We start from the raw sequence: 21,687 nt of genomic DNA, 5'->3' as shown, positions 1-21,687 counted from the left end.
GTCGCCGAGTCCGCCGTACACCGGGGGGCGTACCAGCCGTGCCGGTCGTACGGAAACCGCCTGAGCCCCACTTCACGAGGACACCTTTCCAGATGCCTGCGAGCGAGTCCCCGAAGCAGTTCCCCGAGATGTCCGACACGACTTCCGAGGGCGTGCGGGCCTGGCTGGCGGCGGCTGTCGCCGCGGAGGCCGGGCTCGACCCGGCGGCCGTCGACCCTGAGCGGCCCATTGCCGAATTCGGCCTGGGTTCACGCCAGTTGGTGACGCTGGCCGCACGCCTCTCCGGGCACATCGGCCGTCCCCTGGAGCCGTCCTTCGTCTTCAACCACCCCACGATCGCCGCGATCACGGAGGCGGTCCTCGACGACAGGCCCGCTGTCACCGTGACGGCGGACCCGGCGCCGGCGAACCCGCCGGAGCGGACGGACGGGGACATCGCCATCGTCTCCATGGCCTGCCGTTTCCCCGGCGGCGCCGACGACCCCGAGGCGCTGTGGCGGCTGCTGGCCGCGGGCGAGGACGCCATCACCGAGGTGCCCGCGGGCCGCTGGGACACCCAGGGGCTCTACGACCCCGATCCGGAGGCCACCGGCAAGGCGTACACCCTGCGCGGGGGCTTCCTGGCCGACATCGACCGCTTCGACGCGCCCTTCTTCGGGATCTCGCCGCGCGAGGCCGCGGCCATGGACCCGCAGCAGAGGCTGCTGCTGCAGACCACCTGGGAGACGATCGAGCGCGCCGGGATCGTCCCTCGGACGCTGAACGGCACCTCCACGGGCGTCTACATCGGCCTGTACGACAGCGGATACCTCGCCTCGGCCGGACTGGGCCAACTCGACGGGCACGTCGGCACCGGCTCGGCGTCCAGCGTGGCTTCCGGCCGCATCGCCTACACCCTCGGTCTCCAGGGCCCGGCGGTGACCGTCGACACCGCCTGCTCCTCCTCCCTCGTCGCCCTGCACCTGGCCGCGCGGGCGCTGGCGGGCGGCGAGTGCGACCTCGCGCTGGCGGGCGGCGCGACGCTGATGGTGACGCCTCGCGGACACGTCGAGTTCAGCAGGCTGCGCGGACTGTCGCCGTCCGGGCGGTGCAGTCCGTTCGCGGCCGACGCGGACGGTGTGGTGTGGGCCGAGGGCTGCGGTCTGGTGCTGCTCAAGCGGCTCGCGGACGCCCGCCGGGACGGCGACCGGGTCCTCGCGGTCGTCAAGGGGTCGGCGATCAACCAGGACGGCCGAAGCCAGGGCCTGAGCGCCCCGAGCGGCCCGGCGCAGGAGCGGGTACTGCGCGCCGCCCTGGACGCCGCCGGGCTCCGGCCGGACGACCTGGACCATGTCGAGGCACACGGGACGGGCACACGGCTCGGCGACCCCATCGAGGGGCGCGCGCTCGCGACCGTCTTCGGACCGGGGCGCCCCGCCGACCGGCCGCTCGGCGTCGGCTCCCTGAAGTCGAACATCGGTCACACCCAGGCCGCGGCGGGCATCGGCGGCGTCATCAAGACGGTCCTGGCCCTCGGCCACGAGCTGCTTCCGGCATCGCTGCACGCCGAGACCCCGGCCGAGCACATCGACTGGGCGGGCGGCGGCCTGCGTGTGCACAGCGCCGCCGAGGCATGGCCGCGGGGCGGCGACCGGGTGCGGCGGGCCGGGGTGAGCGCGTTCGGGATCAGCGGCACCAACGCTCATGTGGTGCTGGAGGAGGCGCCCGACGACCTGGCGCGGCAGGGCCGCACGCCGACGCCCGTCCGACAGCCGCCCACCCGGAATCCGACTCCCGAGCCCGGGACTGCCGGAGAGCCGATTGCAGAGGAGCCGGCTGCCGGAAAGCCGATCGCCGGAGAGCTCACCGCGGAACTGCCCGGAAGGACCCTCTTCCCGCTCTCCGCGCGCACTCTCCCCGCCCTCCGGGGACAGGCCGGCCGGCTCCTCGAACTGCTCGCAGCACAGCCGCAGTTGCCGCTGGCCGGTGTGGCCGGGACCCTGATCCGTCACCGTACGCATTTCGAGCACCGAGCCGTCGTCCAGGCGAGCGACCGCGACGAACTGCTCACGGCGTTGCGCGGGATTGCCGAGGGGCAGTCCGACACCGACATGGTCGTCGGCCCTGGGCGGACCGTTTCACCGGGCAAGCTGGCCTTCGTCTTCCCCGGCCAGGGCGCTCAATGGGCCGGCATGGCCCGCGATCTGCTGGACCGCTCCCCGGTGTTCGCGGACGAACTCGACCGGTGCGACGCCGCCCTGCGCCCGTTCACCAACTGGTCGGTGGCGGCCGCCCTGCGTGGTGACGCGGGCGCCCCGCCTCTGGACCGTGTGGACGTCCTCCAGCCGGTCCTCTTCGCCGTGATGGTGTCCCTGGCCGCCGTGTGGCGGGCCCGCGGCGTACGGCCGGACGCCGTCATCGGCCACAGCCAGGGCGAGGTCGCCGCGGCCTGCGTCGCCGGGGCGCTCAGCCTCAACGACGCCTCCGCGGTGGTCGCCCTGCGCAGCCAGGCCCTGACCGGCCTGTCCGGCACCGGCACCATGGCCGTCGTCGCTCTGCCGCACACCGAGGTCGAGGCCCGCCTCGCCGGCCTCGGCGGCCGGGTGTCCCTCGCCGCCGTGAACAGCGGCCGCTCGACGGTGATCGCCGGCGAGGTGGAGCCCCTGGAAGCCCTGCTTGCCGACCTCGACCGCGAGCAGGTGTTCGTCCGCCGGCTCGACGTCGACTACGCCTCCCACAGCGCCCAGGTCGAGCCGGTGCGCGCCACGATCCTCGACGAACTCGACGGCGTCCTCACCTGTCCGACCTCCGTCGCCTGGTACTCCACGGTCACCGGCGAGCCGGTCACCGAGGAGCTGGAAGCCGACTACTGGTACTCCAACCTGCGTGAACCCGTCCGCTTCGGGCCCACCGTGGAGCGCATGGTCGCCGACGGCTACCGCTGCTTCGTCGAACTGAGCCCCCACCCGTCCCTGCTCACGGCCCTGCGCACCGTCGCCGAAGACGCCGGGGACCCGGCCCACGACCTGGTCGCCGTCGGCTCGCTCCGCCGCGACGAGGACGGGGCCGCCTGCCTGGACCGGGCCGCCGCCGAACTCCATGTCCACGGCCAGCCGGTCGACTGGCGCCGCCTGGTGGCCGACACCGGGACGGTGGACCTGCCGACGTACGCCTGGGATTCGCAGCGCCACTGGATCGAGCCCGAGTCCGCCGCCGGCGCCCCTGGTCTCTTCGACCGCGCCGCGCACCCGCTGCTCGGCATCCAGCTGCAGTCGGCGGACGAGACCCGCTGGACGTTCCGCAACGAGTGGTCCCCGGCCACCGCCCACTGGCTGCCCGACCACACCGTGTTCGGGCGGACCGTGGTCTCCGGCACGACCCTGATGGAGCTGTGCCGCGCCGCGCTCGCCGTGGCCCGTCCGGACGACCTGGGAGACGTCACCGACCTGCTCCTCCTTGCGCCCCTCACCCTGCCCGCGTCGGGCACGGTCGAGGTGTCCGTAGAGGTGGTCACCGCCGGCCCCCGGCCGGAGATCACCGTGCACAGCCGTCCGCGCGGCCAGGAGGCCACGGGCTGGACCCTGCACGCCACCGCGTCGGCGGCCGGGCCCGACGAGGTGACGGCGGGCCGGCCGCCGGAGTGGCCGCAGACGGCCGAGGAGGCCTGGAGCCCGCGGACGTACGAGCGGCTGGCCGCGCTCGGTCTCGGGTATGGCCCGTCCTTCCAGGGCGTGCAGTCGGCGGTCACGACCGGGGACGGCGCACTGCTGGCCCGGCTCTCGCTGCCGTCCGCGGCCCGCGATGTGGCCGACCCGTACCCGGTGCATCCGGCGCTGCTGGACGCCGCGCTGCACGTGGCCGCCGCGTTCGACGCGTCCGACGGCCGCGTGCTGCTGCCGGTCGCGGTGGGCCGCTGCGTCCTGCCGCCCGGCGGCGCGACCGACCTCACCGCGTCCGTACGGCGGACCGGCGGCTCCGGCACGGACCTCACACTGGACGTGACGCTCTGGGACACCGACGGTATCCCGGCAGGCCGGCTGGACGGTGTACGGCTGCGCGCCGCGGACCCGGCAGACCTGAACGGCGGCTCGGAGAACGGCCGTCACCTGTACGAGGTGGCGTGGACGGCCGCACCCGAAGCGCCCGCCGGGGCGCCGGGCGCGGAGTGGGCCGTCATCGGCGACCGGTCGGACCCGGATGTCACCGCGGCCCTGCGAGGCCTCGAAGCGGCGGGGATCCAGATGCGCGAGACGGGCGCCGAGATCCTCGTACGGTTCTGGCCGCAACCGGCGGCGGATGCCGAACCGGCCGCCGCAGCACGGGAGTTCGCGGCCACGGCACTGGCCGAACTGCGGACGCTCATCGCTCTCCCGCCGGAAGAGGCGCCGGCCCGGACCGTGTGGGTGACCCACGGCGCCGTCGCCGCGGACGACGAAGACACGGTGCCCGGCTTCGCCCAGTCGGTGCTCTGGGGCCTGGCCCGCAGCGCCCGCACGGAACACCCGGACCTCGGGCTGACCCTGCTCGACCTCGACGGCTCCGGACCCGCGGGCGCGCTGACGGCCGCCGTCGGGTACGTCGATGAGCCCGAACTCGCCTTCCGCGCGGGCACGTTGCTCGTCCCGCGACTGGTGCGCGCCCGCGCCCGGGATGCGCTGCGGATCCCGGCCGGGGACTGCTACGAGCTGACCGGCCTCCCGGTGGACCCCAGCCTGCGCCCCGTGGCACCCCGGACCCTGGCCGCCGGCCAGGTGAGGATCCAGGGGCACGCTGTTGCCGTGCAGCCCACCGCGGACCTCGTCCCCGGTGACGAGGCGCTGCGCGCCGCGTGCGCCGGTGTGCTCACCGAGGCCGGCCCCGGCGTCGAGGGACTCGCCCCCGGCCTGCGGGTCGTCGCCCTCGCCGACACCGCACCCGGCTCCGAGGCGATCGCCGACGCGCGGCTGGTCGCGGTCCTCCCCGACGAACTGCCGTTCACCGCCGCGGCCGCCCTGGGCGCCGTGCACGCCGTTGCCGCCGAAGGTGCCGAGCCAGGCCGTGAACAGCTCGGGGCGGCCCTGCGTGCGGCTGTCGCATCGGCCGCGGCCGGGCGCACGCGCCCCGTCCGTCCCCAGGTCCTGCCCGTCACCGCCGCGCGCGAGGCGATACGGCGGCGGACCGCATCCGGCGGCCCCCTCGTCCTCGACCTGGTCGGCCGCCCCACCCTGGTGCCCACCGACGGCACCGTGCTGATCACCGGCGGTCTGGGCGCGGTCGGCCGGCACCTTGCCCGGCTCCTCGCCGAACACGGTGTCCCGCGCCTGCTGCTGACGTCACGTCAGGGTGCCCAGGACCCGCGTACCGCGGAGGTCACCGCGGAACTGACCGCGCTCGGCGCCGAGGTCGAGGTCGCGGCGTGCGACATCGCGGACGAGACAGCCCTGGCCGGCGTACTCGGCCGTATCGGCGACGAGTTGCCGCTGCGCGGCGTCGTGCACTGTGCCGGCATCCTGGCCGACGGCATGGTCGCCGAGCTGACACCCGAACGCCTTGCGCAGGTGCTGCGCCCCAAGGTCGACGGCGCCGCCCACCTGCACCGGCTCACCGCCGACGCACCGCTCGACCTCTTCCTGCTGATCTCCTCGGCCGCCGGCGTCGTCGGCAACGCGGGCCAGAGCAACTACGCGGCGGCCAACGTCTTCCTGGACCAACTGGCCCACCACCGGCGGGCTCTGGGCCTGCCCGGCGTCTCGGTCTCCTTCGGTGCCTGGGCGGGCGAGGGCCTCGCAGCCGAACACGCCGACCTGGAACGGATGGCCCGCCTCGGCCACCGCGCCCTCACCCCCGATCAGGGCCGCGAGCTCGTGGAACTCTCCCTGCGGCGGGGATCACCGCACCTGGTCGCCTGGGCCCTGGACCTGCCCCGCCTGCGCGAGACCACGGCCGCCGCAGGCAGCACCGCGGGAGCGCTCTGGCGCTCGCTGCTGCCCGCGCCCCGCACCGCCCAGGACGGCGGCGACGGCCTGGCGGACCGCCTGGCCCGGCTGCCGGAGGCCGAGCGCTCCGAACGCGTCCTGGCTCTGGTCCGCGAGGAGGCCTCCCGCGCCCTCGGCCTGCGCTCGGCGGAGTCCGTCCGCCCCGACCGGCCACTGCGCGAACTCGGCATGGACTCGATGACGGCCATGGAACTCCGTAACCGCATCGGCACCCGCATCGGCGCCAAGCTCCCCGCCACCCTGCTGTTCGACCACCCCACCGCGGCCCGGCTCGCCGAGTACCTGCTCACCACCGCACTCGCGTCCGGCGGCACTACGACCCGCCGGACCGCTCCCCACACGCAGCGGACCCACACGCAGACACCGGCGACGCGGGCGTCCGACGAGCCGGTGGCCCTGGTGGCCATGGCATGCCGTCTGCCGGGCGGCGTGAACGATCCGGAGGGCCTGTGGCACCTGGTCGCGGAGGGCCGCGACGCGGTGGGTCCGTTCCCGGCAGGACGCTGGGACGTGGAGTCCCTGTACGACCCCGACCCGGAGGTCATGGGCAAGTCGTACGCCCGGGAAGGCGGTTTCCTGGAGGACCTCGAGTCCTTCGACGCGGGGTTCTTCGGGATCACACCGAGGGAAGCGGCCGCCATGGACCCGCAGCAGCGCCTGCTCCTGGAGACGGCGTGGGAGGCACTGGAGCGCGCCGGGATCGTGCCGGCCGAGCTGGCGGGGAGCAGCACCGGCGTGTATGTCGGGATGTTCGGCAGCGACTACCTGGCGGGCACCCGGCTCGACCAGCTGGACGGGTACATCGGCACGGGCTCGGCGCTCAGCGTGGCCTCGGGCCGGCTCGCCTACGCGCTGGGGCTGGGCGGCCCCGCGCTCACGGTCGACACGGCGTGCTCGTCGTCGCTGGTGGCGCTCCACCTGGCGGCGCAAGGGCTGCGGTCGGGCGAGTGCGATCTGGCCCTCGCCGGTGGCGTGACCGTGATGGTGACGCCGGGGACCTTCGTGGAGTTCAGCCGGCTGCGGGGCCTGTCGCCGACCGGCCGCTGCCGCTCCTTCTCCGACGACGCCGACGGCGCCATCTGGGCCGAGGGCGTGGGCATCGTCGTACTGAAGCGGCTGAGCGACGCGCGGCGGGACGGTGACGAGGTGCTGGCCGTGCTGCGCGGCACGGCCGTCAACCAGGACGGCCGCAGCCAGGGACTGTCCGCACCGAACGGTCCGGCCCAGGAGCAGGTGATCCGGCGAGCCCTTGAGCAGTCCGGACTGGAGCCCGCCGACATCGACTACGTGGAGGCGCACGGAACGGGTACGACGCTGGGCGACCCGATCGAGGCGAACGCCCTGTCGGAGGTCTTCGGCGGCTCGCGTCCGCACGGCCGGCCGCTGTACCTGGGCTCGCTCAAGTCCAACATCGGTCATGCGCAGGCGGCTTCGGGCGTGATCGGGCTGATCAAGGTGGTGCAGTCGCTGCGCCATCGGACCCTGCCCCGCACCCTGCACGCCGGCACGCCCAGCCGCCACGTCGACTGGGACGACAGCGGGCTGCACCTGCTGCAGGAAGAGGTCGACTGGCCGTCCTCGGGGGATCGCGTACGCCGTGCCGGAGTGAGCGCCTTCGGGATCAGCGGAACCAACGCGCATGTGATCGTGGAGGAGGCCCCGGCGGCCGAGGCGGAGCCGCAGGACGACGTCACGCCGGGAAAGCGGCTGTTCGTGTTGTCCGGGCGCAGTGAGGCCGCCGTGCGGGGGCAGGCTGCCCGGCTGGCCCGGTACGTGACCGAGGACGCCCCCCTGCCGGACGTCGCCCACACCCTCGCGAACCACCGCAGCCACTTCGAACGGCGTGCGGGGATCGTGGCGGGTGACCGGGACGAACTGCTGGCCCATCTCGACGCGCTGGCGGCCGGACGCATGCCTCTTGCGCCGCCCCGTGAGGAGCAGACGGGCAAGGTGGCGTTCGTCTTCGCCGGGCACGGCGGCCAATGGCCGGGCATGGCCATCGAGTTGTTCGCCGGATCGGACGCGTTCCGCGAGGAAATGGCCCGCATCGACGAGGCGATGCGCCGTCACGTCGGCTGGTCGGTGCTCAACGTGCTGCGGGCGCCGGAGGAATTCTCCCCGCTCGACCGGACCGAGTTCCTGCAGCCGGTGCTGTTCGCGGTCAACGCGTCACTGGCCGCCGCCTGGCGTGCGCTCGGCATCGCCGCGGACGCCGTGGTCGGCCACAGCCTGGGCGAGATCGCCGCCGCCTACAGCGCGGGCGCCCTCACGCTGGACGACGCCGTGGCCGTGGTGACCGGGCGCGCCCAGGCGGTCGTACCTGTGGTCGGACAGGGCGGCATGCTGGCCGTGGACCTGCCGCGCACGGACGTCGAGAAGCTGCTCGAGCCGTACGCGGACCGGCTGTTCGTCGCGGCGGTCAACAGCGCGCACTCCACGGCCGTCTCCGGCGATGCCGACGCGCTGGCCGAGCTGCGCCGGCACCTCGACGGGCAGGGAGTCCGCGTACGGCCGCTGTCGACGCCGTTCGCCTCTCACACCCCCTTGATGGACCCGCTCCGCGAGGAACTGCTCGGCCGGTTCTCCGGCATCCGGGGCATAGGGACGCCGACCCCGCTGTACTCGGCGGTACTGGCCGAACCCGTGCCCGGTGACCGGCTCGATGCCGAGTACTGGTTCGCCAACCTCAGGCAACCCGTCCGCTTCGCGGACACCATCCGCCGGATGCTCGACGACGGCTACCGCTACTTCGTCGAGCTGAGCCCGCACCCGTCGCTCGGTGCGTCGATCGAAGCCGTGGCGGCCGAGGCCGGGATCGACGCGGTCAGCGTCGGATCGCTGCGTCGGCAGCAGGACGGGCGCGACGTCCTGCTGCGCAGGCTGGGGGAGTTGTACACGGCCGGGCACATCCCCGACTGGTCGGTGCTGTTCCCGCGGGGCCGCCGGATCGACCTGCCCACCTACGCCTTCGCCCGCGAACGCCACTGGCTCGCTCCCGCCCCGGCCTCCCCGGCGGGCGGCGCCTCGCCGCTGCTCGGCACGCACATCGAGGCCAGCGACGAGCCCGACCGGCACATCTTCCAGACCGACATCGACCTGCGCGACAGCCGCTTCGGCTATCTCACCGACCACCGCGTCACCGGCGAGGTCTGGCTGCCCGGCGCCGCCTTCCTCACCATGGCACTGGAGGCCGCTGCCGCGTTGCAGGGCGGCGGCGAAGCGCGGCTGACCGACGTCAGGTTCGTACAGCCGCTGTGTCTGGACGCGGACCGGCCCGTACGGCTGCAACTGGTCCTGCGGCCCGCGGAGGACGGCTTCAGGGAGTTCACCATCGCCTCGACCTTCGCCGGCGAGCGGCGTGCGCCGTGGGAGCGGCACGTCAGCGGACGCGTCTGCGTCCTTGCCGGCGAGCCTGCGTCCGGTGCCGGCGAGCAGCTCGGCGCACTCCGCGAGCAGTGCGACGAAGAGGTCGAACTGCCGGGCGTCTACGCCGGACTCGCCGCCCTGGGCATCGACTACGGCCCGGCGTTCAGAGGTCTTGAGAAGGGCCACCGCACGGACGGTGCGGCGCTCGCCCGGCTGGCCCCGAAGCCCGCCGCCGGCCACCTGCTGCACCCTGCGGTCCTCGACGCCGCCTTCCACACGGCTGCCCTGCCGGGCGCGGCGCCCGAGGGCCGGGCGTTCGTGCCCGCCGGCGTCGGACGGCTGCGGTTCACCGGGCTGCGCACCACGCCTGTGTGGGTGACCTGCCGGCTGCGTTCCGTGGACGGCGACACCGCGACCCTGGACCTGCGACTCTGGGACGAGAGAGAGCAACTGGTCCTGGAGGCGGAGGAGTTCGAGCTCGCCGCGCTCTCACCGCTCGACGGCGCGCTCTTCGAGACCCGCTGGCAGTCACGCCCCGTCGCGCAGGAACCGCCCGCCCACGGCAGTTGGCTGATCCTGGCCGACGAGACGGGCGTGGCCGCCGAACTCGGTGAGCGGCTGGGCTCCACGGTGCCGCATGTGATCGCGCGAAGGGGCGACTCGTTCGGCGTCGAGGGTCCCGGCCGCTACGTCCTCGACCCGGCCGATCCGCAGCACCTGGCCCGCCTCCTCGACGAGGCATTCGCGGACGGCTGGCCCGAGCAGGTGGTCCAGCTGTCCGCACTCGACGCCCCGGCGATCGAGGATGCCGGTACGGCCCGGGAGGCGGCCCGGCTGTGCTGCCTGAGCACCCTGCACCTGGTACGGACGCTCGCCGACCGCGCGCACGGCCGGGCCCCCCGCCTGTTCGTCGTCGTACGGGGCAGCCAGGCCGCCGGTGACAGCACACAGGTGACGCACCCGCAGCAGGCCCTCGCCTGGGGCTTCGGCCTCACCGTTGCGCAGGAGCACCCGGAACTGTCGACCACGCTGATCGACCTGCCCTCCGAGGACGGCGTCGACGCCCTGTGGACGCAGTTGCGGCACGCGGACGACGAACGGCTCGTCGCACTGCGGGAGTCGGGCCGTCTGGTGCCGCGCCTGGCCCGTACCCGTCCCGACGACGGCGGCCACGGCGAGATCACCCCGGAGGGTGTGCACCTGATCACCGGTGGTCTTGGCGGCCTCGGCCGCGTCGTCGCCGAGCGACTGGTCCGCCGCGGTGCCCGCCGACTGGCCCTGTTGAGCCGGGGCACGCCCGACGCCGACACCGCGAGCTGGCTCCAGGGCCTCGAGGCGCGCGGCGTCACCGTCCACCTCGCCCGCGCCGACGTCGCCGATCGTGACGGCCTGACCGCCGCCCTGGACGCCGTCCGACGGGACTCCGGCCCGATCGCCGCCGTCGTCCACGCGGCCGGTGTCCTCGACGACGCCACGATGGCGAACCTGACGGACGAGCGTGTCCTGCGTGTCCTCGCCCCCAAGGTCCTGGGCACCACCCTGCTCACCGAGCTGATCCCGGAAGCCGGGAACATGGTCCTGTTCGCCTCGGCCGCAGGCCTCCTCGGCTCGGCCGGGCAGAGTCCGTACTCGGCGGCGAACGCCTTCCTGGACGCCTGGGCGCACCACCTCTCCCGTGGCGACCGCCGGGCGCTGAGCCTCGACTGGGGTGCCTGGACGGGTGTCGGTATGGTCGCCGAGTCCGTTGCCAGGGCCGCCGAGACCAGCCGGTCGGGGCTGGTCGCCTTCTCCCCGCAGGACGGCGGCGAGCTGTTCGAGCGGGTGCTGGCCACGGCCCGCCGCCAGCTCGCGCCCATCGCCCTGGACTGGGAGATGCTGGCGCTCGTCCCGGACGCGGCGCGGACCCGCCCGATCCTGGGCGACCTGGTCACCGTCCCGACGGGTACGGCGGTCTCCGACGACCTCGTCACCAAGGTGTTCGAGGCGACGACGGACCACGACCGCGCCGCATGGCTCGAAGCGTACGTACGGGCCAGGGTGGGCGACGTCTCCGGAGGCGTCGTGGACGTGTCCGCGACCACGGCCCTCAAGGAACTGGGCCTGGACTCCCTCATGCTCGTCCGGCTGCGCAACGCGTTCGCCCGCGATCTGGGCGTCGAACTTGCGGCCGCCGATGTCTTCTCGGCGTCCGACATCCGCGACCTCGCCCGTGCCCTGGGCGCGGCCCTGCCCGAGCGGGACTCCGTGGTGCGGGACGACGAGCGGCCGGCCCGCCTCCGCCTTCAGGTGCCCGAGACCGAACTGCGGCCCGCGACCCGCGATGTCGTACGGCTGCTGCGCAGTGCCCGGCCGGGCATGCCGGACGCGGCGCATGGCATCGGCCTCGCCGTACGGCTCACCACGCCGGTCACCCGGGAGACGCTCACCGGCATCCTCACCCGGTTCGCCGGACGGCACGCTGCCCTGCGCACGGCGATCGTCACCGGCGCCGAAGGAGGGTGGCAGCTGCGCGTGGACCGGGAGTTGAGCGGACCGGTACTGCGCTGGACGGCGGTGGCCCCCGAGGCCGAACTCGACGCAGCCGACCGGCTGCGGGAGTTGCTGGAGCCGCCGTTCGACCTGGCGAAGGCGCCGCTGTGGCGGTTCGAGCTGCTCGACGGCGGCGCGCGGGGCCAGATCCTGGTGTTCGGCGCGCACCACGCGGTGAGCGATCTGCAGTCGCTGCTGCTCGTGGCGGGGGAGATCGACGCCGAGCTGTCCGGTACCTCACTCGGTTCCGACGTCACCAACCGGGACATCGATCTCCTGATCGAAGCCCAGCAGACGGGCCAGGGCACCGGCGCGGCCGAGTGGCGCGAGGCCTTCCACGGCAGCGCCCGTCTCGATCTGACGCTCGCCCGGCCGCGCCCCGCTGCGCGGTCGTACCGGGCCGGCAGCGTGACCGTGGAGATCCCCGACGGGCTCATGGAGCGGGTGTCGGCGGCCGCGAGCAGGCTCGCCGTCACGCCCGCCGCCTTCTGTCTCGGCACGCTGACCGTGCTGCTGGCACGGAAGCGGGAGCGTGAGCGCTTCGTGCTCGCCGTACCAGTGGACACCCGCATCCACGCAGACGCGTACGACGCGGTGGGCTTCTTCGGAGTGCCGGTGCCGTTCCCGGCGGAAGCCGGGGCGGGTGAGCGGATCGAGGAGGTGCTGCACCGCACCGACGGCCGCCTCGAGAAGCTCCTCGCGAAGGGCGCCATGTTCTCGGACGTCCTGTCGACGCTGGCCCAGCAGGGGCTGTACCGGGCGAACGCGCCGCTCGTCGAGGTGTACTTCAACTACGTACGCTCCTCGGCAGGGCGCCTCGCAGGCCTGGAGGTGCTGCCGGCCGGGACCGGCTACTCCGACCTCGACCTGATGATCACCATGACCCCGGACGCGGGACGGGTCCGGCTCGACCACAACCTCGACATCCTGGACGCGGCGACCTCCACCGAACTGGCTGAGGAGTTCCTGCGGCTGCTCGCGGAGGCGGTCGAGGATCCGACGGCACCGGTGCGTACGACGCGTACGACCGTCGATGCCGCCCCGGCCCCGACCGAACTCCCGGTCCCGGCGCAGACCCCGGCCGCCGACAGCCCCGCTGCCGCCCCGCGCCGCTTCCTCGCCCTCGCCGCCACCTTCGCCCTCGGACACCTGTCGCAGATGTGCGAAGCGGCCGTCGACGAGGGGGCGCAGGACGGCGGCGTGACGGTGGCGGAAGCCCCGTACCACCACGTGCTCTCGAGCCTGCGGGACCCCTCCGGTGTCTTCTCCGACCCCTCCACGGCGGTGGGGGTGGTGCTGCTGCGGGCGGTGGACCTGGAACGGTTCGGCCCGGTGGACGACGCGCTGCTCGCCCAGTTGCGCACCGAGTACCCGGCCGCGCTGCGGAACCTGTCCGAGCGGACCCGCAAGCCGCTGATCGTCGGCTTCCTGCCGTCCTCGCACGACGACGACCGCTTCGCGCGGTGGGAGCGCGAGATCGCCGCCGACCTGGCCGGGCTGCCCGGCATCGCGGTGCTCCGCCCCGGCGACTGGACCCGGCACCACGCCGTCGAGGAACGCTTCGACGAACGGACCGAGCAGCTGGCCCACCTCCCCTTCACCCCGCACTTCCAAGCGGCGGTCGCCCTACGGCTGGCCGAGGTCGTACAGGCGGTACGGCGTCCCGCGCCCAAGGTGATCGCGGTGGACGGTGACGAGACCCTGTGGGGCGGGGTGGCCGGGGAGACCGGCCCGGAGTCGGTGGACCTGACCGGTCCGCGTGCCGTGCTGGCGCACAGGCTGCTGCAGTGGCGTGCCGCGGGCGCACTGCTGGCGCTGGTCAGCAACAACGACGAGGACACGGTCCGCGCCGTCCTGGGGCGCCCGGACAGCCTGCTGAAGGCGGAGCACTTCAGCGTGCTCTCCGCCACCTGGGGCCCGAAGTCGGGCCGGCTGGCCGAGGCGGCGCGCACGCTCAACCTCGGTCCGGACAGCTTCCTGTTCCTGGACGACAACCCGGTGGAGATCGCGGGCGTGCGGTCGGCGTTGCCCCAGGTGCTGTCGGTGACCTGCCCGCCGGCGGCTGAACTGGAGGAGTTCCTCGACCGGTTGTGGCCGCTGGTTCCGGCTGCGGCGACGGCCGAGGACTCACTGCGGGCCGGGTTCTACGAGCAGGAGCGGGAACGCGACGCCATCCGCGAACAGGCCGGTTTCGAGGAGTTCCTCGACCGGCTGGAACTCGAGGTCGACATCCGGGCCCTGTCCGAGGCCGATGTCCAGCGGGCGGAACAACTCGTCCGCCGTACGAACCAGTTCACCCTCCGCGCCCGATCGGCCGACGGCGGTGATCTCGCCCGGTGGCGGGAGCGCGGCGAGGTGTGGGCGGCCGCGGCCCGGGACCGTTTCGGCGACTACGGCCAGATCGGCCTGCTCGCCGTCCGCCCGGACGGCGGTCAACTCGACGTGCTGGCCTGGATGATGAGCTGCAGGGCTCTCGGCCGGGGTGTCGAGGAACGCCTGTTGCAATGGCTGGCCGACCGCGCCGACGAGCTGGGATGCGCGAAGGTCCGTCTCACGGCGGAGCGCACCCCGCGCAACGTACCGGCCCGCCGACTCCTCGCCGCGCTCGGCGGCGGCGACCAGGACGACGAACGCCTGGAGACCGTGGTCACACCCGAACACCTGCGGACCTTCCGCTCCTGGCAACAGCAACAGCAACAGCAACAGCAACAGCAGCAGCAGTGACAGCAGCAGTGACCGGACCGGCTCCGGCCTTCGGCAGCAGTGGCGGAACGGACAGCGCGCACCATGAAGGGCTCCCATGCATGACGTGAACGAGGACCGGTCGGCTGTTGCCGGACAACGGTCGACCGGCGAGTCGATCGAGCGGGGCGGGGTCGGCCTCAGCGTGACCGACCTGCTGGCCAAGGTCATGACGACCGCCGCCCCCCAGCCGACCGCCACAGGCACGGAGTCCGGTACCGGCACCACGGCGGCCCAGGACGTGGACCGGCTGGCCGCCGCCGTCGCCGCCGCGGCGGGCCGCCATCTGCCCGACGGGCACCTGTCGCCCGACACGGACTTCTTCGACGCCGGGGGCACCTCTGTGCGCGCCGTGGAACTCGTCGCGGCGCTGGAACGCGAGCTGGGCATGGAGATCGGCCTGGACGACGTGTTCGCCGACGCCCGGCCACGCAGCCTCGCCCGGCGATGGCTCCAGGCCACCGGGGCCGCGACCGTCCCTTCGACCACGACCGTCCCCCCGACCACGGCCACTTCAGGGACCCGGGCCGCCACCGCGCCCGCCACCGGGGCGGCCCCGGGCACCCTCCCGCTCTCCGCCGCAGGCACCCGCCCGGCCCCCGCGCCGAGCACGCTCCCCGTCCCGGCCCCCCGCACCCCACCGGCGGTCGCGACCACGCTCCTGCCCGGCAGCGCCGACGACCCCCACTCCGTGGCCCGCCGCGAGGACCTCGACCAGATCCTTGCCGACCTCACCCTCGCCGACCGCCTGCCCTGGACCGGCTCGCCCGAGCCGCTGCCGCCCCGCCGGATCCTGCTGACCGGCGCCACCGGCTTCCTCGGCAGCCACATGCTCCTCGACCTGCTGCGGCACAGCGACGCCCACGTCTACTGCCTGGTCCGCGCAGCCGACGAGGAGGCGGCCGTCGCCCGGCTCGGTGAGGCGCTCAAGAGCTACGAGCTGCCCTGGTCGTCGGAGATCCGCCGCCGGGTGACCGCGCTCCCCGGCGACATCCGGCGCCCGCAGCTCGGCCTGTCCGACGACCTGTGGCACACACTCGCCCACGAGTTGGACAGCGTCGTCGGCGTGGCGGCGGCCGTGGACTTCCTGCGCGGCTACCAGTCGCTGCGGCAGAGCAATGTCGTCGGTGCGCTGACCCTGGCCGAACTGGCTGCGGCGGGCCGGCCCAAGCCGCTGCACCACATCTCCTCGATCGCGGTCTTCAACGAGGTCGGCATCCCCTCCATGGGCGAGGACGACCCGCTCGCCCACGTCGACCGCCTCATCGCGGGCTACGACCAGACGAAATGGGCAGCCGAAGTCGCGCTGCGCCGGGCCCGTGACCACGGCCTGGTGGTCACCGCGATGCGCCCGGGCGGCATCGGCGGCCACACCAAGACCGGCGCCTACAACCCCCAGGACCTCAGCAGCGGTCTCACCTCGGCCTTCGGCCGCTTCCGCACCGTCCCCGCCTTCCGCTACCTGAACGCCGCCCCCGTGGACTGGGTCAGCCGGGTCGCGGTCGGCGTCATCTGCGAACCCGACGCCTGGGGCTACGACTACAACCTGACCGGCGTGCCCAACACCCTCGACGACGTCGTACGGGACATGGCGCTCGGCGGCATGCATGTGCGCGTCCAGGAGTGGGACGAGTGGCGTGCCGACGCCCTGGCCCGCCTGGAGGCCGATCCGGTGCCGGAACTGGCTTTTCTGGGCAGGGTTCTGCAGAGCCCCACCGCCCTCAAGCTGTGCGAGGCGACACTGAAGGGCCCGGCGGCCGTCGACGACCGCACCGCCGCACTCGTCGACGCGCTCGGACTCGAACCCGCGGCCCGCTACGACACCCAGGCACAGCTCAGGACGTTCGAGCGGCTCGCCCGGGACGGACTCGCCCGGCTGCCGCACAAGGACGACCAGCCGTACCTGTGGTTCTCCGAGACGACAGAGGGCGGCGTGGGCCCGGTCGGCGCCGGTGCCGACACTCCCTGCTCGATGGCGCTCACCCTCTCCATCGCGAGCATGTACCAGCTGGTGAAGGAGCGCAGGGTTGACGTCAGCGGCGAGTTGAGGTGTGCGGCAGTGCACTCCGAGCCGGTGGTCGTGGAGCGTGGCGACGTCTGGATCCGCCCCGAGGACGGCATCCCGCAGCAGCACGGCATGCGGCACCAACTCCTTTGCTACCGACTGTCGTTGCGCGATGCCGACGGCGGACGCTGGTGGCTGGAGGGCCGCAAGTACGCCCGGGCACGCCGCGACCTGTGGCGGCAGACCCGCGCGCTGAGTGTCGAGATCGGCCGCGAGGGCGAACCGGCCCACCTGGCGGGCGAGCTCGTCGTGCCCGCGGACAGCTACATCCGCGACCAGATCGACGGCATCGAGGTCGACCCGCGCCTGACCGGCCAGGAGAAGCGGGCCGCCAAGCTCGCCTGGCTCGCCTGGTTCGGCCTGGAAATGGGACGCGGCCTGCTCGGCCCCTTCGCCCGGGCCGCCGCAGACCTGCTCGACCTGCGCCGCAACCCCACCCTCACGGAGCGCAACCGATGATCCTCAGAACCACCAACTCCCGGACCAGGCCGATGATCCGCAAGGTCAGGACCACCACGGCCCTGCGCCCGCTCCACCACCGCCTCGATCCGGCGGCCGTCGAGGAGATTCCCTTCCGGGCGGGGGACGGCGTCCGCCTCGGCCTGACCCGGATCGACAGCGGCGAGGCGGACCGGCCCGCCGTGCTGCTCCTGCACGGGCACACCGCGTCCTCCGACATGTTCCTGCTGCCCGAGACCCGCAACCTGGTCGACGTCCTGCTCGACGACGGCTACGAGCCGTGGCTGCTCGACTGGCGGGGCAGCTGCCGGCTGCCGTACAACGAGACAGGCCAGAAGTACACATATGACGACGTCGCGCTGTACGACATCCCCGAGGCCGTCTCCCACATCCGCCAACGCATCGGCGACCGGCCGCTGTTCGTGGTCGCGCACTGCATCGGCTCGCTCACCCTGTCGCTGAGCATGGCGGCGGGGCTGGTGCCCGGGCTCGCGGGGGTGGTGTCGCAGGGCGTGTTCCTGACACCGAAGCTCGCGGGCCGCACTTCGCTGCGGATGTCGGTGGCAGGGGAGCTGCTGAAGTCCCGGATCGACCACGTGCCGGTCGACTTCCGCAAGGTGGGCTTCTGGTCGAAGTACACGCCGCTGTTCGCGCTGGCATCCCGGAAGGCGAGCTGCCCGGATCCGACGTGCCAGATCCTGCACAACTCGGCGTGGGGCACGGGCGCCTCGCTGTTCGTGCACGAGCACCTGTCCGAAGCCACCCACAACCGGCTGGCGGAGCTGCTCGGCCCCGCGCCGCTGTGGATCCTGCCGCATCTGCGCCGGATCGAGCTCGCCCGGAGCGTGGTGCGCTGGCACGACGGCGACCTGCGCTACCGGGCGCTGCCGCAGAACGCGCTGGACGCGGCCGGCCGCATCGACACCCCGGTCCTGCTGCTGGCGGGCAGCGACAACGGGCTGTGGCTGGACTCCCAGAAGCTCTGTCACGACGTCCTCGCCCGCCGGCAGCCGCAACTGGACGTGGCGTACACCGAGATTCCCGGCTACGGCCACCTCGACACGTTCCTCGGCCGGGGCGCGGCTCTCGATGTGTTCGGGCACATCCTCGACTTCCTCGGCAAGCGACGGTGACGGCCGCCCCGCAGCCGACTACCGTACTTGCCAGTAACCGGACCGCACTCCAGGAGGCACCCATGCCGCAGCTCGATGTCGACGGCGCAGCACTGACGTACGACGACGAGGGCCCGCGCGACGGCGACGCCGTGCCCCTGGTGTTCATCCACGGCTGGACGGCCAACCGGCACCGCTGGGACCACCAGGTGGAACACTTCGCCCGGAACCGGCGGGTGATCCGGCTCGACCTGCGTGGGCACGGCGAGAGCAGCGGGTCGGGGGCACGGACGATCGCGGAGCTGGCCGGGGACGTCCTCGCCCTCCTCGACCACCTGAAGGTCGACCGGTTCACAGCCGTCGGCCACTCCATGGGCGGGATGATCGCGCAGACCCTCACCCTGGCTCACCCCGAGCGGGTCGAGCGCCTGGTGCTGGTGAACTCGATCAGCCGGATGACCTACAGCCGGGGGCGGGGGCTGCTGATGGCGGCATCCACGCTGGTGCCGTTCAAGCTGTTCGTCGCCACCAACATCCAGCGGGCCTTCGCCCCCGGCTACCCGCGCGAGGAGATCCGCGAGTACATCCGGGCCTCCTCGGCCACGCCGCGGGAGGTGGTCATGACGTGCTACGGCGCCATGCGGAACTTCGACATCCTCGACCGGGTCGGCGAGATCCGCACGCCCACCCTGCTGGTGCACGGCTACCACGACATCCAGCTGCCCGTCTCACAGATGCTGCGGATGGCGAAGGCCTACCCGGACGCGGTGGTCCGGATCGTGGACGCCGGCCATGAACTGCCCCTGGAGAAGCCGGCGGAGCTGACCGCGGCGCTCGACTCGTTCGTGACCGGCCGGGCGTGAGGTGGTGAGCGGCGCCGGCCGCGTCACTGCCGGCCGGATCGTGTGATCCGCTCGAGCCAACGCTGGAGCAGTGCGGTCTCGGCCGGCTCGAGGGCCTGGGTGCCGACAAGGGCGAGCTGCGCGCGCAGGCACAGTGCGGCGCTGTTCAGGGGGTCGGTCTCCCCACGTGCGGTTGCCTCGGTGAGGACGTGAGAGAACACGGCATCGCGCATGCGGTGGGAGAGTGCGGGGTCGTCGAAGAGCGCCGGTGCGGCGATGTGGTTGAGTGCGATGCCGACGTTGGCGGAGAGGATCAGCTGGGCGGCGGTCCTCGGCTCTGTGATCAGCGCGCCCGCGGCCGCGCAGCGTACGAGTGCCGCGACGAGCAGGTCGAACACGCGCTCCCGGGCCTTCGAGCGGGACCACGGCCGAGGGGCGAACATCAGCTGGTAGAGCGCCGGGTACTCCTGCGCGAACGCCAGGTGGCCGTCCCAGCCCGCACGGAGGTCTGTCACCGGGTCGCCGGTCTGCTCCTGCGTCGCAGCCCTGAGCGCGGCATAGCGCTCGTAGCCGTGGTCGGCGACGGCGTCGAGAAGGCCGTGCTTGTCGCCGAACAGCCGGTAGAGCACCGGCTGGGTCACGCCGACCGCCTCGCAGACCGCCCGGGTGGCGATGTCGTTGTCGGAGGAGGTCGCGAGCTGCTGCTCCGCGGCCTCGATCATCGCCGCGCGCAGCGTGTCGGGCACTGCCATGGGATCGATGATACGGTCCAGCGCTATCGATGATACGACCGACAAGTCTGGTCAGCCCGACGGTGAATGGGTGACCTTCGGCAAGGACGGCAAGAAGTCCGAACGGAAGGACCATCGCTGACCGCATCCGGCCCGTACGGCTTCCGGTCGCCTACGCGGGGTGATCCTGGGCCCGGGTGTTCGCGCTCTGCACGGCGAGGGCCGCGATGTCGTCCTCGAGCCGTCCGCCGCTGTAGTCGAGCAGCTTCCGGTGAAGCCGGTCGAGCAGTTCGCGGGGCGGCGCCGGGCCTTGTTGCCGCATCCAGTCCGGCAGCGGAAAGAACGCGCCGGTGCGGTCCCGGGTCTCCGTTACGCCGTCGGTGTAGAGCAGCAGCTGGTCGCCAGGGGCGAAGGCGACGGTGTCGACGCAGTAGTGGTCTCCGATGAGTGTCGCGAGGTTGAGGGGTGGCGAAGGGGTGGTGGGCTCCAGGACGCTGATCTCCCCGTGGTGCACGAGCAGCGGCGGGGGATGCCCGCAGTTGAGAAGTCTGACGTGGGCGCTGCCGTGCGGGATCTCGGCGACGAGGGCGGTGGCAAAGCGCTCCGGCAGGTCCTGGGTGGGGTGCGCGGCGCTGTAGCGGGTGATGCTGGTCTCCAGGCGATGGACGATGCCCCTCAGATCGGGCTCGTCGTACGCGGCATCCCTGAAACAGCCGATCACTGCCGCGGCGGCCCCTACCGCGGACAGGCCCTTGCCGCGTACGTCGCCGATGAGCAGCCGGACCCCGTACGGCGTGGCGGCCGCCTCGTAGAAGTCGCCGCCGATCCGGGCCTGCTCCTGGGCCGCCAGGTACAGCGACTCGAGCTCGATGCCCTCGATGCGGCGCGGCAGGGGGCGCAGCAGCACCTTCTGCGCCGCGTCGGCGACGAGCCGGATGTTGAAGAGTGCCTCCTCCCGCTGGCGCCGGACATGGCTTCCGTATGCCGCCGCCGCGGTGACCGCGACGATCGCGGCCGCCGTGTACGGCGTCCCCAGGTCGGTGTAGAAGAAGCTGAGGGAGATCATGACCACCAGGCAGAACGTCCCCAGCAGGACGGTGGGGAGCACGGGCCACATCGCGGCGGCGAGGGCGGGTGCGACGGGCAGGAGGCGGCTGATCGCGATCTCCCTCGGTGTGGAGAAGGCCAGGCCGGAGATGAGGACGGTAAGGATCACCGGCGACCACAGGGCAGCTTCCCACCGGCCGCCGTAGGGACGACGGCGCCGCAGCTGTCCGGACGTGATCACAAAGTGCATCATATCGGGGCGAAGCTGGCATCGAGCTCCGATGGACCATGCAGCTCATGCGCGGTGATCCGAGGACGACTGCCCGATGGCGACGGCCGCCGGTGAGCCGCGTCGCTCAGGGGTGCATCCGCGCGCCCTTGAGAACCCTGTCCACCGCGTTGCGCGGCCCGTAGACGGCCATTCCCACCAGATCGAGCCGGTCCTTGCCCACGGCACGTACCGCCGCCCGGTTGTCCCGGTCGTTGCCGGTGCCGAACAGGTCCGAGGTGAAGACGGCACTCGGGAGCGCGCGGGACAGTGCACGGGAGTGCGCGGCGGTCAGCGTCTCCTTCGCCGCCTCGAAGACCAGCACGGGCTGGCGGAACATCGGCAGATACGCGGTGTCGTCGGCGTCCGCGTAGGGCTCGCCGATCACCTCGGGCGAGGCGGTGCCGAGCCCGCTGACCACAAACGCGGTCACATTCAGCCGCTGCCAGGGCTCCAGGTCGTCGCGCAGCAGTACGGCGATCTTCGTGTCGAAGCGGACAGGCTCGTTCTCGTCCCCTGTACAGGTCTCGGTCCGGGTCCCGGCCTCGGTCGCATCGTCGGTTCTCATGCTT

At 73.1% G+C, this 21,687-nt stretch carries 7 protein-coding genes; 4 read left to right on the top strand and 3 right to left on the bottom strand.

The annotated features are described in order from the left end of the window. Positions 1–92: 92 nt before the first annotated feature. From OHS70_RS02440 to OHS70_RS02425, 4 genes are all read left to right on the top strand, one after another. On the top strand, positions 93–14,573 hold the full coding sequence (locus OHS70_RS02440) for an SDR family NAD(P)-dependent oxidoreductase (RefSeq protein WP_328393123.1): 14,481 nt from the start codon (positions 93–95) through the stop codon (positions 14,571–14,573). A gap of 76 nt (positions 14,574–14,649) precedes the next feature. Further along, positions 14,650–17,115, top strand: a complete 2,466-nt coding sequence (locus OHS70_RS02435; protein ID WP_328393121.1) for a thioester reductase domain-containing protein — start codon at positions 14,650–14,652, stop codon at positions 17,113–17,115. Then, positions 17,112–18,248: an alpha/beta hydrolase gene (locus OHS70_RS02430; protein ID WP_328393119.1), complete on the top strand. Its 1,137-nt coding sequence runs from the start codon at positions 17,112–17,114 to the stop codon at positions 18,246–18,248. Before OHS70_RS02435 ends, OHS70_RS02430 begins: the two co-directional genes overlap by 4 nt. Before the next feature lie 62 nt (positions 18,249–18,310). Continuing rightward, a complete protein-coding gene (locus tag OHS70_RS02425; RefSeq protein ID WP_328393117.1) occupies positions 18,311–19,090 on the top strand; it encodes an alpha/beta fold hydrolase in 780 nt (259 codons plus the stop codon). A gap of 23 nt (positions 19,091–19,113) precedes the next feature. Here OHS70_RS02425 and OHS70_RS02420 read toward each other — a convergent pair whose 3' ends face one another. The 3 genes from OHS70_RS02420 to OHS70_RS02410 all read right to left on the bottom strand — a co-directional run bounded on the left by OHS70_RS02420 (position 19,114) and on the right by OHS70_RS02410 (position 21,683). Then, on the bottom strand, positions 19,114–19,821 hold the full coding sequence (locus OHS70_RS02420) for a TetR/AcrR family transcriptional regulator (RefSeq protein ID WP_328393115.1): 708 nt from the start codon (positions 19,819–19,821) through the stop codon (positions 19,114–19,116). A 151-nt stretch (positions 19,822–19,972) separates the two neighbouring features. After that, on the bottom strand, positions 19,973–21,088 hold the full coding sequence (locus OHS70_RS02415; protein WP_328393113.1) for a PP2C family protein-serine/threonine phosphatase: 1,116 nt from the start codon (positions 21,086–21,088) through the stop codon (positions 19,973–19,975). 115 nt (positions 21,089–21,203) lie between these two features. After that, the gene (locus OHS70_RS02410) at positions 21,204–21,683 is read right to left on the bottom strand and encodes a DUF2000 domain-containing protein (protein WP_328393111.1); all 480 of its coding nucleotides are present in this window, start codon (positions 21,681–21,683) and stop codon (positions 21,204–21,206) included. Positions 21,684–21,687: the final 4 nt, after the last annotated feature.

This window comes from Streptomyces sp. NBC_00390 (assembly GCF_036057275.1).
In the GTDB taxonomy this organism is placed as follows: Bacteria; Actinomycetota; Actinomycetes; order Streptomycetales; family Streptomycetaceae; genus Streptomyces.
This window is presented reverse-complemented; position numbering and strand designations above follow the sequence as displayed.

Bases quoted from the DNA above. Each gene is read 5' to 3' on its own strand.
- OHS70_RS02440 (WP_328393123.1), top strand. From the start codon at position 93: ATGCCTGCGAGCGAGTCCCCGAAGCAGTTCCCCGAGATGTCCGACACG.
- OHS70_RS02435 (WP_328393121.1), top strand. From the start codon at position 14,650: ATGCATGACGTGAACGAGGACCGGTCGGCTGTTGCCGGACAACGGTCG.
- OHS70_RS02430 (WP_328393119.1), top strand. From the start codon at position 17,112: ATGATCCTCAGAACCACCAACTCCCGGACCAGGCCGATGATCCGCAAG.
- OHS70_RS02425 (WP_328393117.1), top strand. From the start codon at position 18,311: ATGCCGCAGCTCGATGTCGACGGCGCAGCACTGACGTACGACGACGAG.
- OHS70_RS02420 (WP_328393115.1), bottom strand. From the start codon at position 19,821: ATGGCAGTGCCCGACACGCTGCGCGCGGCGATGATCGAGGCCGCGGAG.
- OHS70_RS02410 (WP_328393111.1), bottom strand. From the start codon at position 21,683: ATGAGAACCGACGATGCGACCGAGGCCGGGACCCGGACCGAGACCTGT.